This is a genomic window from Microcella flavibacter (genome assembly GCF_012530535.1).
GTDB classification, from domain to species: domain Bacteria; phylum Actinomycetota; class Actinomycetes; order Actinomycetales; family Microbacteriaceae; genus Microcella; species Microcella flavibacter.
Map to the genome: position 1 here is coordinate 764,500 of NZ_CP051299.1, position 11,765 is coordinate 776,264.

The following is an 11,765-nucleotide window of genomic DNA, read 5'->3' on the forward strand; positions in this document are numbered from 1 at the left end:
AGACGAAGACATACCCGTACGCGGGCGATCCGGCTTCAGACGAAGAAGTGGTCGAACGAGCCACATTCGATGTGATTGCTACTGCGGTACGCCGGCACATTCCAAACAAGCGGGACCAAGAGAAGTTGACGCTGGGGCTCCTCAAAGACACCCTCCAGCGGAATCCGGATGGCGTGAAGACGCTCCTGGATCACTACGTAGGACTCACCGAGGGTGAGAGCCAGGAGCTAGATCGGCTGCTTGAGCGCACACCGCTCTCGCGGCTTATACGGGCGACTACCGATGTAACCGACCGGCTAGATTTCCTGAGCGCTCTCCGCGAGATCGTTTTCAATCCTGAAGCCAAAGGGCTCGTGAAAGAGCGCGACCACCTGCACAAGATCCTGGAGCGCGAAAGCTGGCTTTTCGGCGAGCAGTTCAACATGATGGGTTCAGAGATCGGTCTCACCCGAGCGCTCGAGCAACACCTCAGCACGCTTGGCCGCGAAGGAGAGTCAATCCAGAAAGTCACCAAGACAGATGGCACCCAGGGCCGCCTTGACCTGATGTTCTCACTCGCGGCACCCGAGCACGAGACGAAGCGGCATCTAGTAGTGGAGCTGAAGGCCCCATCCGTGGTTGCGTCGTACAAGGAAGCAAACCAAATCAAAGGCTACGCCCGCGCTATCGTCGAGGATCCGCAGTTTGCTGGCACTAACACGGTGTGGGATTTCGTGCTCGTAGTGAACGACTACAACAGTGACGTGCGACGCGACATTAACCAGCGTGGTCGTGAGTCAGGTCTGCTCGACGAATCGGACCTCGATCCGAACTCCCCGCTGCGCTACCGGGTCTGGGTGCGACGCTGGTCGGAGATTCTCGAGAATGCGGACCAGCGCCTGCTCTACTACAAGCGCGGCCTGCAGCACGATGCTTCCCTCCTCGACGTCAAGCGGTATTTGCGTGAACACCACGCAGATGTTCTGCCGGACGGAATTTTTGCGGAGGACGACCCGAGTTAGGGCGAATCGGAGTACGGTCATTGTTTCCGAACGGGAAGAGTATGTTTATGGGGGCGCACGTACTGTTGCCTAACGTGATTGCGGCTTCCCACCATCTTGCTGGTGGCCTTGAGGATCCTTGTCGTCTCATAACGCTTCATCGCGATATCAACCGGCTATACGACGATGGCGGCAATCGACTCGGGCAGTCGAAGAAGCAGCACGCTCTGCGTTGGGCGGTATTTACTATGGCCTATGGGGCGATTGAGGCATTCTTCAATGACATCTTGAGGGGCGATGACGAAACTCGCGTCATACCTCTGAACCCCGGCAGACTCCGTGACGCAGGCGCAAAGCAGGACGTTCGACTGTTCACGAACGATTGGGCTGTGCGAACGCGTGCACTTCTTCAGGATCGACCCGGCCGGCGCTCTCGCTGGGTTGTCTACTCAGGAACGCAACAACTCAACGCCTACCTCGGTGACATGAAGATGCTCCGAGATCTTCTGAACCACGGTCAGGATCCCCGTTTGGTCTCGAATAAGTCTGGCGCGCTCTGGCCGCTCGCGGACGGGAAGAACTCGATGCGCCTCATGGGTGCCGAAGGTTTCGTGCAGGCCAGCTGTGACCTCGCGTCGCAGACTGTGCTCGCGTATGGAGGCGGCATTTTGGATCTGCCTAGTTGGCCGGAACCGAAACGGTCTGGCCTAGCGGCCGAGCCAAAACCTGGGCTCAAGCTCGTGCCATAACGGTGTGTATGCCAGCCCATGATTCGACCGCTCGCCTAGTAGTAGATCCGTGCCGCTAGGCGGTGGAATTCGGCCTTCACGCATCACCTGGCCGCCGCTACTCGTCCGCGAACTCCTCGCGTAGCCGGGGCTCGACCCGATGCTCCGGCCGGGCACCCGCCTTGTCGGCGTAGAACGCGCGGATGCGATCCATATCGGCGGCCACATCGCCCGTCAGCGCGAAAGTCGGCCCGAGCCCGGTCGTCATCGTCGTGCGGTCGACGTACCCCAGCGTCACCGGCATGCCGGTCTCGCGGGCGATGCGGTAGAAGCCCGACTTCCAGTGGGTGTGGCCCGAGCGGGTGCCGTCGGGGGTGACGACGAGGCTGAAGACCTCTCCGGCGCGCATGCGGGCGACCACGTCGGCGACGACCTTCTGCGGAGCATCCCGATTCACGGGAATGCCGCCGAGGCGGGTCATGATCGCGCCCCGCCAGCCGCGGAAGAGGCTCGTCTTGCCGAGCCAGTGGATGGGGATGCCGAGCCGCCACGTGATGGCGAGCATGAACACGAAATCCCAGTTGGAGGTGTGCGGGGCGCCGATCAGCAGAGTGGGGCGGTCGGGCGCCGGCTCAGTGGCGAGGCGCCAGCGGCTGACGGCCCAGAAGGCCCGGGCAGTGAGACGACGGAGGCGCACGTGACAAGGGTACGCGCCGCGCATCGGCATGACGCCTAGCGTTATTGACGCAGAGCGTTATACACTGGCGCGGTGATCAGGTCGTTCGGCAGCAAGGACACCGAGCGGATCTGGAACGAGCAGTACGTCAAGGGCATGGATCGCGTGGTCCAACGTGCGGCACTGCGGAAGCTCGAGCTGCTCCACGCGGCGCACGACGTGGAGGACCTCCGGGTCCCACCGGGCAATCGCCTGGAGAAGCTCGCGGGCGATCGCAGAGGTCAGCACAGCATCCGCGTCAACGCCCAATGGCGCATCTGCTTCATCTGGAGAGAAGGAGGCGCGGAGGATGTCGAACTCGTCGACTACCGCTGACAGCGGCAGGATCGCCCCGATCCACCCGGGCGAGATCCTGCTCGAGGACTTCATCGAGGCGTTCGGCATCACGCAGAACCGGCTCGCCGTCGCGATCGACGTGCCGCCCCGGCGGATCAACGAGATCGTGCACGGCAAGCGCGGCATCACGGCCGACACCGCGATCAGGCTGGCCCGCTACTTCGGCACCTCGGAGGAGTTCTGGATGAACCTGCAGTCGCACTACGAGCTGCGCGTCGGGCGGCAAGCGCTGCAGCAGAAGGTGGCGTCGATCACGCCGCTGCAGGTCGCGTGAGCCGGCCCGGCCTCGCGTCGTACGACAGTGTGGTGATGACCCGCCCCCTGTGATGGGCGCGCCCGGCGGCTCGCCGACCGCGGTCTACCCTGGCCCGCATGCGCACCCTGACCGTCTGCAACTTCGTCACCGTCGACGGACGCTACGAGGACGACGACCACGACATCGCCTCCCTCTTCGAGCACCAGCACCCCGACTACCGCGGCTCCGACGACTTCGACCACCACACGACGGCCCTGCTGCGCGACTCCGACACCGTACTGCTCTCCGGTCGCCGCTCGGCGCTGGGCAACCTCGGCTACTGGGCGACGGTGCCCGACGACCCGTCGGCGACGGCGATCCGGCGCGAGTACGCCGCCCTGTTCGCGCGCGTCGAGAAGGTGATCGTCTCCGACACGATCACCGAGCAGGATCTCGAACCGTACGAGAACTGCCGCATCGTGCCGGTTCGGGATGCCCGCGCCGAGGTCGCCCGCCTGAAGCAGGGCACCGGCGGGGGCATCCTGATCGTGCTCGGCCGCCTGCTCTGGAACGACCTCATGCACGCCGGCCTCGTCGACGAGCTGCACCTCGCCACCTTCCCGCTGATCGCCGGCTCGGGGGTGCCGCTGTTCGACTCGCGGCCGCCGGTGGCGCTGAAGCTGCTCGAGACCCAGACCTGGGAGGCGTCGGGCAGCGTGCTCACGCGCTGGCGGGTCGACCCCGCCTGAGCGCGGGCCGCGCCTCGCCGTCAGGCGGCGTCGACGAAGTCGAACTCCTGGAACTCGGCGACCTCGGGCACCCACCGCTCGGCGACGAAGGCGGTGTGGGTCGGGTGCGCGGAGTAGGCCTCGTAGGCGGCCTCGTCGTCGAAGACCATCGAGAACTGGTGCTCAAGCGCGCTCTTCGCGCTGACCTGACGGTGCACGGCGAAGTGCTGAACCCCGGGGACGGAGGTGAGCTGCTCGCGCGCATCCGCGAGGAACGCGGCCGACTCGGGGGAGTCGAGGGGGTGGACGAGTCGGAACACGACGGTGTGCTGGATGGCCATGGCGATGACAGTACGCCCGGCGCGCGCTCTCCCCGGGGCGGTTACAGGAACTCGCGCAGCTCGACCCGGCGCCCGCAGGCGCGCGACCCGGCGTGCGCGAGCTCGACGGCCGCGGGGCGATCCGGCGCGTCGATCACCCAGAAGCCCGAGACCCACTCCGGCGCCTCGACGAGCGGGCCGGCATGCTCGGAGCCCGCGGCGCCGTCGATCACGACCGAGCGGTCGGGGGCCGCGAGCCCGCCCGCGAGCACCCAGTGCCCGGCATCCGTCAGGCGGTCGTTGAAGGCGTCGATCGCGACCATCTCGTCGGGCGTGCCCGAGTTCGCGCGGCTGTCGATCACCGAGATCATGAGGCGCATGGTTCCCCCTCGTCGCGGGCCGAGCGCGGTAGCGTGCCCCGGTGACCGCCCCTGAACCCTGCATCGCCCTGCTGCGCGGCGTCAACCTCGGGGCGCGCAACAAGGTTCCGCAGAGCGCGCTCGCGGCGAGCCTCGAGGCCGAGCTGGGGGTGCCGGTGCGCCACCACCTGCAGTCGGGCAACCTCGCGGTGGCGTCGGCCGATGCGGCCGCGCTCGGCGGGGTGGTCGCGCGCAGCATCCACGATCAAACGGGCCTCGAGATCCCCGTGATCGTGCGCACGCTCGCGCAGCTCGAGGCGATGCACGGTGCGAACCCGTGGCCCGAGACCGACCCCCTGCTCGTGCACGCGTCGATCTTCGACGCAGCGGCCCCGAGCGCGGTGCAGGCGGTGCTCACCGCCGATTGGGGCGGTGATGAGATCGTCGTCGTCGAGGGCGGGGCGTGGATGCTCTTCGCCGAGTCCTCTCGCAGCTCCCGACTCGGCACCACCCTCGAGCGGCGCCTCGGCGTCGTCGCCACCGCCCGCAATGCGCGCACCATCGTCGCCCTGGTGGATCTCGTGCGCACCGTCTCGTCCGACACCCGCTGAGTCCACTTACCGGCGCACCCGCGCGGCGCTAGGTTCGCCCCATGGTGCTCACCGAACTCAACTGGCTGGCCGTGCTCGCCGGCTTCGCCGTCTACTTCATCACCGGCGCGATCTGGTTCGGGCCGAAGACCTTCTACCCGGCCTGGATGCGCGCGAAGGGCCTCGACCCGGCCGAGCCCCAGGGCTCGCACGGCATGGCCGTCGTCTTCGGCATGACGGCGCTCGGCGCGCTCGTGCAGGTGGCGGCGCTCGCCATCGTGCTGTGGTTCGTCGTCGAGGCGACGGGCGAGCCGGTCGGCGCGCTCGGCGGAACGCTCGGCGGCCTGCTGCTCGGCATCGGCTTCGCGGCGGCGAGCTCGCTCTCGCACCGGCTCTTCGGCGGCGACGGGTTCCGGGTGTGGGCGATCGAAGTCGGCGGCGACGTCGTCGGCCTGACGCTCGCCGGGCTCGTCGTCGGGCTCATCGGCGTCTAGCGGAGCATCCCGGCACGCAGCGCCCGGCGTGGCATCGGCTCGGCCCTGAGCGCCCGCCCACCCGCGTGCGGCACCATGGAGCCATGACCGACGCCGAGGCCCTGCGCGACGCCCGAGCGGCGCTCGCCGCCACCGCGGCCCGGCTCGAGACGGCCGGCATCGCGCCCGATCAGCTCGCGACGTCCGTCGGCGCCCGCCGCGTGCTCGGCGTCATCCCGCGCTCGGCCACGATGCGCCGCACGGGGGAGGGCTGGCGGCTCGGCGTGCTCATCACCACCCGTGAGGGCGACGCCTGGGCTCCCGCGACGACGGTGCGCGCGACGCGGCAGCAGCTGCCGGGCCACCAGGCCGAGAGCGCCCAGCAGCGGCGCGCGCTGCGGCTGACCGCGTTGAGCGCCGGCTTCGACGAGGGCGCCGTCGTCGACCTGGATGCCCGCCTCCTGCCCCTCGACGACCCCGAGGCCATGTGCGCCGAGGTCGCCCCGCTCGTGCTGCGCGACGGCGTCGTGCTCGTGCGCTGGATGACCTCGGCCCCGGATTCCGCGCTGCGCCCGCTGGCCGACTACCTGCACGAGCGCGAGCAGCTCGCGCTGCTGACCGCCGCCGGCGCGCTCGACACCGAGACCCCCGCCGAGGACGGCGGCGCCGCCGCGACGACCGAGAGCGAGCATCCCCTGTGACCTTCACCGGCTTCGACCCCGACGCGCCCGCCCTCTACGCCGAGCTCGAGCAGCACAACACCAAGGAGTGGTGGCTGGCGAACAAGCGCCGCTACGACGAGGCCGTGCGCGCACCCGCCGATGCGCTCATCGAGCAGCTCGGCGCCGAGTTCGGGCCGGTCAAGATCTTCCGCCCGTACCGCGACGTGCGGTTCAGCGCCGACAAGCGCCCCTACAAGGATCACCTCGGGCTCGTGACGACGCCCGCCGACGGCACCGCGCTGTACCTGCAGCTGTCGCAGACGGGGCTCATGCTCGCGGGCGGCTACTACCGGCCGGCGACCGACCAGCTCAAGCGGTTCCGCGCGATCGTCGACGACAACCGCCTGGTCGGCGACCTCGAGGCGACGATCGAGGAGGTCGGCGAGTCCGGCTTCGAGGTCTTCGACGAGGATGCTCTCACCACTGCTCCGCGCGGCTTCACCGTCGACCACCCCAAGATCGACCTGCTGCGTCTGCGCAACCTCGCGATCCGCCGCGTGCACCCGGTCGAGCCCTGGATGTTCGGGCCCGAGTCGCTCGACCGCGTGCGCGAGGGCTGGCGCACGATCGGCATCTGGAACGACTGGCTCGTCGAGAACGTCGGCCCGACGGTGTTGCCGGCACAGCGGCGCTAATCGGAGGCCGGTCGGTCGGGGTCGCGTGACGGGCGGCGGCGGGCGAGCATCCAGCCGCTGGCGAACGCGGCCAGGCCGATGCCGAGACCGATCGCGACGGTGCCTGCGATGCCGAACGGGCCGAGGAAGAAGCTCACGGGCGCCACGCTGCCGGCGGTCAACGGGGCGTAGGCGAACCAGCCGAACGACGTCTCGGGCTGGCGCAGGACGAGGATGACGCCGGTGATGACGAGGCCGACGCCCACGGCCATGGCGACGCCGAACCCGCGCGGGAAGCGGCGTGCACGAGTCATGCGATGACGGTAGCCGACGGCGATGTCCGCGCGCGCTATCGTGCAACCATGAGCGGCGCAGCGACGGCACGTCAGTGACGCGCGTCGAGGGAGCGCATCGTCGGGGCACGAATCTCCCCGCGATGGCCGACTTCAACCAGTCGGTGATCCTCGATACGGTGCGCCGCGCCCCGGCAGGGCTGAGTCGGGTGCAGCTCGCCGAGGCGACGGGCCTCTCGGCGCAGACCATCTCGAACATCGTGCGGCGACTCCTCGACGCGGATCTCGTCGCCGAGGCCGGCCGCGAGGTCAGCGGTCCGGGCAAGCCGCGCACGATGCTGCGCCTCAATCCAGCTGGGCGCTACGCCCTCGGAGTGCACCTCGATCCGACGATCACGACGACCGTCATGCTCGACCTCGTGGGCTCGGTCGTGGCGCACGACCGCATCGCGACGCCGCTGGGGCAGGAGCCGGCGGAGGTGATCGAGGCGATCGCACGGTCGCTCGACGGGCTCATCGCCACCAGCGGTGTCGACCGCGACCGCATCAGCGGGCTGGGCATCGCCGCCCCCGGCCCGATCGACCCACTCGGGGGCACGCTCGTCGACCCTCCGCACCTGCACGGCTGGCACCGCGTTCCGCTGCGGGATGCTCTCGCCGAGCGCCTCGGACTGCCCACGATCCTCGACAAGGACGTCACCGCTGCTGCGGTGGCCGAGATCTGGACGGGCGGAGCCGCCGCCCACCCGGGCTCCTTCGTCTTCCTGTATCTCGGAACGGGCGTGGGGGCGGGGCTCGTGATCGATGACGAGATCATCCGCGGCAGTCTCGACAACTCGGGTGAGATCGGGCACATCGTGGTCGACCCGGCCGGGCCGGAGTGCTGGTGCGGCAATCGCGGATGCGTCGCCGTCACGTGCACGCCCGAGGCCATGGTGCGGGAGGCCGCCCACCTCGTCGACGGTCCCGCCCCGGGCGAGGAGTGGGACACCGTCCGCATCGACGCCGCCTTCAGCCGACTGAGCGACGCCGCTCGACGGGGCGAGGCCGGGGCGCTCGAGGTCATCGATCGCTGCGCCGTCCGCATCGCCCGAGCGCTCGCCGTGATCGCGAACCTGCTCGACGTCGACCGCGTCATCCTGGGCGGCCCGTTCTGGCATCGCGTGGACGAGCGGTTCCTCACGATCGTGCCGGCGGAGCTCGATCGCATGCGCGCGGCCCGCAGCATCCACCCGATCGGCGTAGTCGGCTCCGGCGCGGGTCAGGACGTCGTCGCGATCGGCGCGGCGTCGCTCGTCCTGGAGCGGGGGCTCTCTCCTCGTACGCAATCGCTGCTCCTTCCGGCATCGACCCCTTGACGGGGTTTAGTCCATTCGATTTACTTACCCCCGGGGGGCGACCAGGGGTCGACTCCTCGCACGGGACGACGAAGTCCCGCGCACCGGCGGAGCAAAGGAGCACAGCATGCGGCGCACTACCCTCACGACGGCCGGGGCGGCCGTCGCCATCGGAGCCCTCCTGGGAGTCGTCGGCTGCAGTGCCGCCGGCGAGGAGGCCGACGGTGAGACCCTCACCGTGAGCTACATCCGCACGGACGCGTTCACGGCGCTCGACACGCTCTTCCAATCCGTGAAGACGCAGTTCGAGGACGAGTACCCCGACGTGACGGTCGACCTCCAGCCCGTCTCCGCGAGCGATGAGGACTACAAGACCCGACTCGCGCTCTCCCACCGATCCGCTGACACGGCGCCCGACGTCTTCTACCAGGACACGACCACCGTGCGCGCCGACGCCGAGGCGGGCTACCTCCTGCCGCTCGACGACTACGTCGCGGAGTGGGACGACTGGGACCAGTTCAGCGACGCGGCGAAGCAAGCCGGGGTCGGTACGGATGGCAGCACGTACGCGGTCTCGCTCGGCACGGACACCCGCGCGCTCTGGTACAGCATCCCCGTCCTCGAGGCTGCCGGAATCGCCACGCCGTGGAACCCCGAGACCTGGGATGACGTGCTCGAGATGGCCGCCGCTGTGCAGGAATCCGACCCCGAGGCCGTGCCGTTCATGATCTACGCCGGCACGGGGACGGGGGAGGGGTCGAACATGCAGGGCTTCTACCAGCTCCTCTACGGCACCGAGCTCGGTGGCGACGCGCTCTTCGACTCGGAGTCGAGCAAGTGGGTCGTCGGCTCGCAGGGCTTCATCGACTCGCTCGCGTTCATCGACACCGTCTACGACGAGGGATACGCGCTCCCCGCCGATCAGGCGCTCGACCCCAACGTCTGGCAGTCCGTCTTCGGCGAGCTCTTCCCCGAAGGCAGGCTCGGGGCGACGATTGAGGGCTCCTACACGCCCTCGTTCTGGGTCGAGGGCGGATCGTACGAGTGGCCCGAGTACGCCGAGCAGATGGGCGCGACCGCGTTCCCGACGCAGGACGGCGACGCCGACGGCGTGAGCATGTCGGGGGGATGGACCCTCGCGGTCGGCGCGCAGAGCGACATGCCCGACCTCGCATTCGAGTTCCTCACGATGGCGCTCGACTTCGACAACTCGCTGTCCTATGTCACGGAGAACTCGCAGATCGCCGTCCGCGCCGATGTCGCGGCCGAGTCGAGCTACCTGGAGTCGAACCCCTTCGTGGGTGACGTGACCGAGCTCGTCGAGGTCACCAACTTCCGGCCCGCCACGCCCGAGTACAACCAGATCTCCGCCGCCGTGCAGAACGCGACGGAGGCGGTCATCACCGGGCAGGCGACGCCGGAGGAAGCCGCTGCCGCCTACGACCAGGAGGTCGAGTCGATCGTCGGCGCGGACGGCGTGATCGAGAAGTGACCGTGATCACCGGCTCGCGGCGACGCGGGCCGAGCGCGGGCCGCCGAGCAGCAGCATCGGCGGCCCGCACCGGGCCCCTCCTCCCCGCCCTCGTCCTGCTCGCGGTGTTCCTGCTCGGGCCCATCGTGTGGTCGATCGTCGGATCCTTCACCGACACGACGCTCACGGGCGCCTCCGCCACCTCGCCCGAGTGGGTCGGCCTCGCCAACTACGAGCGGCTGCTCGCCGATCCCGACTTCCCGCTCTCGCTGTGGCTCACAGTGGTCTTCACCGTGGTGTCAGCCGTGATCGGGCAGAACGTGCTCGGCTTCCTGATCGCCTTCGCCATGACGCGGACCGACAAGCGCGTCGCGACGATGGCAGGCGGCGTCGTCATCCTCGCGTGGGTGCTCCCCGAGATCGTCGCGGCCTTCGTCGCGTACGCCTTCTTCAGCAGAGAGGGCACGCTCAACCAGATCCTCGCCCTGATCGGCCTGGAGGGGGGCAACTGGCTCTTCACCCTCCCGCTGATGACGATCATCCTGGCGAACGTGTGGCGAGGGTGCGCGTTCTCGATGCTCGTCTACCGCGCGGCGCTCGCGGAGGTTCCCCCGGAGCTGACGGAGGCCGCGCAGATCGACGGCGCGAACGGGTGGCAGCGGCTGACCAGAGTGACGATCCCGCTGCTGCGCGGCACGATCGCGACGAACCTCATGCTCGTCACGCTGCAGACGCTCTCGGTCTTCACCCTGATCTACGTGATGACGGCGGGCGGCCCTGGCAATGCGAGCGCGACGCTCCCCGTCTTCGCCTACCAGGAGGCCTTCCGGTTCGGCGCCGTCGCTTTCGGTACGGCCATCGCGACCGTCATGCTGGTCATCGGGGGCATCTTCTCCATCGTCTACATCCGCGTCCTGCGCTCCGCGGAGGCGGACCGATGAGCGTCGATCCCGGCACGCGCGCCGCTCCCGTCGTCGCGGTCGCGGGCCGCCCCGTGAGCGTCGCCGCGCCGCGTCGCTCGGCGTCCCGCATCCTCGCGACGATCTCCCTCTCGGTGGTCGTCGTCGCCTTCCTCGTGCCCCTCGCGTGGCTCGTCCTCGCCGCCTTTGACCCCTCGGCGACCTACCAGACGCGCGTACCCGAGCAGGTCTCGTTCGAGAACTTCGAAGCCGTACTCACGCCGCAGACGACGTTCATCCCCCTGGGGAACAGTCTGCTGCTCTCGACCGCGACGGCGACGATCACCGTCCTCGCCGCACTGCTCGCGGCGTACCCGCTGTCGCGCTACCGGTCGCGCTTCCACCGCGGATTCATGTACGGCGTGCTGTTCGGCACCTGCCTGCCGATCACCGCGATCATGGTGCCCGTCTACAGCCTCTTCGTCTTCTTCGGCCTCCTCGACTCGATGATCGGCACGATCCTCTTCCTCACCGCGTCGTCGCTGCCGATGGCGGTCTTCATGACGAAGAACTTCATGGACTCCGTGCCGGTGAGCCTCGAGGAGGCCGCCTGGATCGATGGAGCATCCGCCATGCGCGCTCTGCGCACGGTGGTCGTGCCCCTCATGCGGCCGGGCATCGCCGTGGTGTTCGTCTTCGTGTTCCTCCAGGCGTGGGGCAACTTCTTCGTGCCGTTCGTCCTGCTGTACTCGCCCGAGAAGCAACCGGCCGCCACCAGCATCTACACCTTCTTCGGGCAGTTCGGCTCGATCGCCTACGGCCAGCTGGCGGCGTTCTCGATGCTGTACTCGATCCCGGTCATCGTCCTGTACATCGTCGCCTCGCGACTCATCGGCGGATCCTTCGCCTTGGCCGGCTCGGTCAAGGGCTGACGTCCGACCGCG

The 11,765-nt window shown here is 68.7% G+C and carries 16 protein-coding genes; 12 read left to right on the forward strand and 4 right to left on the reverse strand.

What is annotated here, in order from left to right; translation table 11 throughout:
- The first annotated feature begins 47 nt into the window (after nt 1–47).
- Complete coding sequence (locus HGB54_RS03615) at nt 48–1,001, forward strand: hypothetical protein (RefSeq protein ID WP_168915242.1); 954 nt, start codon at nt 48–50, stop codon at nt 999–1,001.
- Nucleotides 1,002–1,826: 825 nt separating this feature from the next.
- Here HGB54_RS03615 and HGB54_RS03620 read toward each other — a convergent pair.
- The gene (locus HGB54_RS03620; protein ID WP_228545920.1) at nt 1,827–2,405 is read right to left on the reverse strand and encodes a 1-acyl-sn-glycerol-3-phosphate acyltransferase; all 579 of its coding nucleotides are present in this window, start codon (nt 2,403–2,405) and stop codon (nt 1,827–1,829) included.
- A gap of 72 nt (nt 2,406–2,477) precedes the next feature.
- Here HGB54_RS03620 and HGB54_RS03625 point away from each other — a divergent pair, with 72 nt between their 5' ends.
- The 3 genes from HGB54_RS03625 (at nt 2,478) to HGB54_RS03635 (ending at nt 3,764) form a co-directional block, all read left to right on the forward strand.
- Nucleotides 2,478–2,759, forward strand: coding sequence for a type II toxin-antitoxin system RelE/ParE family toxin (locus tag HGB54_RS03625; protein WP_168915243.1), 282 nt, complete (start codon nt 2,478–2,480; stop codon nt 2,757–2,759).
- Nucleotides 2,734–3,054 (forward strand): HigA family addiction module antitoxin, encoded by a 321-nt coding sequence (locus HGB54_RS03630; protein WP_168915244.1) that lies wholly within the window; start codon nt 2,734–2,736, stop codon nt 3,052–3,054. The genes HGB54_RS03625 and HGB54_RS03630 overlap by 26 nt, the downstream gene beginning before the upstream one ends.
- A gap of 98 nt (nt 3,055–3,152) precedes the next feature.
- Entirely contained in the window at nt 3,153–3,764 is a 612-nt protein-coding gene (locus HGB54_RS03635) for a dihydrofolate reductase family protein (protein ID WP_168915245.1), read from the forward strand.
- 20 nt (nt 3,765–3,784) lie between these two features.
- On the opposite strand, the gene HGB54_RS03640 is transcribed toward HGB54_RS03635, so the two are convergent.
- Nucleotides 3,785–4,084 (reverse strand): Dabb family protein, encoded by a 300-nt coding sequence (locus HGB54_RS03640; RefSeq protein ID WP_168915246.1) that lies wholly within the window; start codon nt 4,082–4,084, stop codon nt 3,785–3,787.
- Between the two features lie 41 nt (nt 4,085–4,125).
- A complete protein-coding gene (locus HGB54_RS03645) occupies nt 4,126–4,443 on the reverse strand; it encodes a YciI family protein (RefSeq protein WP_168915247.1) in 318 nt (105 codons plus the stop codon).
- Nucleotides 4,444–4,484: 41 nt separating this feature from the next.
- On the opposite strand from HGB54_RS03645, the gene HGB54_RS03650 reads away from it, so the two are divergent.
- The 4 genes from HGB54_RS03650 (at nt 4,485) to HGB54_RS03665 (ending at nt 6,842) form a co-directional block, all read left to right on the forward strand.
- On the forward strand, nt 4,485–5,033 hold the full coding sequence (locus HGB54_RS03650; protein ID WP_168915248.1) for a DUF1697 domain-containing protein: 549 nt from the start codon (nt 4,485–4,487) through the stop codon (nt 5,031–5,033).
- Nucleotides 5,034–5,074: 41 nt separating this feature from the next.
- Complete coding sequence (locus tag HGB54_RS03655) at nt 5,075–5,506, forward strand: DUF1761 domain-containing protein (RefSeq protein WP_168915249.1); 432 nt, start codon at nt 5,075–5,077, stop codon at nt 5,504–5,506.
- Between the two features lie 83 nt (nt 5,507–5,589).
- On the forward strand, nt 5,590–6,186 hold the full coding sequence (locus HGB54_RS03660; protein ID WP_168915250.1) for a hypothetical protein: 597 nt from the start codon (nt 5,590–5,592) through the stop codon (nt 6,184–6,186).
- A complete protein-coding gene (locus HGB54_RS03665) occupies nt 6,183–6,842 on the forward strand; it encodes a DUF2461 domain-containing protein (protein WP_168915251.1) in 660 nt (219 codons plus the stop codon). Before HGB54_RS03660 ends, HGB54_RS03665 begins: the two co-directional genes overlap by 4 nt.
- Here the strand turns inward: HGB54_RS03665 and HGB54_RS03670 are convergent.
- The gene (locus HGB54_RS03670; protein WP_168915252.1) at nt 6,839–7,135 is read right to left on the reverse strand and encodes a hypothetical protein; all 297 of its coding nucleotides are present in this window, start codon (nt 7,133–7,135) and stop codon (nt 6,839–6,841) included. The two genes, HGB54_RS03665 and HGB54_RS03670, sit on opposite strands and share 4 nt — an antisense overlap.
- A gap of 122 nt (nt 7,136–7,257) precedes the next feature.
- Here HGB54_RS03670 and HGB54_RS03675 point away from each other — a divergent pair, with 122 nt between their 5' ends.
- The 4 genes from HGB54_RS03675 (at nt 7,258) to HGB54_RS03690 (ending at nt 11,753) form a co-directional block, all read left to right on the forward strand.
- A complete protein-coding gene (locus HGB54_RS03675; RefSeq protein ID WP_168915253.1) occupies nt 7,258–8,472 on the forward strand; it encodes an ROK family transcriptional regulator in 1,215 nt (404 codons plus the stop codon).
- A gap of 106 nt (nt 8,473–8,578) precedes the next feature.
- On the forward strand, nt 8,579–9,943 hold the full coding sequence (locus HGB54_RS03680) for an extracellular solute-binding protein (RefSeq protein ID WP_168915254.1): 1,365 nt from the start codon (nt 8,579–8,581) through the stop codon (nt 9,941–9,943).
- Between the two features lie 2 nt (nt 9,944–9,945).
- Nucleotides 9,946–10,863, forward strand: coding sequence for a carbohydrate ABC transporter permease (locus HGB54_RS03685; protein WP_228546053.1), 918 nt, complete (start codon nt 9,946–9,948; stop codon nt 10,861–10,863).
- The gene (locus tag HGB54_RS03690) at nt 10,860–11,753 is read left to right on the forward strand and encodes a carbohydrate ABC transporter permease (RefSeq protein WP_168915256.1); all 894 of its coding nucleotides are present in this window, start codon (nt 10,860–10,862) and stop codon (nt 11,751–11,753) included. Before HGB54_RS03685 ends, HGB54_RS03690 begins: the two co-directional genes overlap by 4 nt.
- The last annotated feature ends 12 nt before the right edge of the window (nt 11,754–11,765 follow it).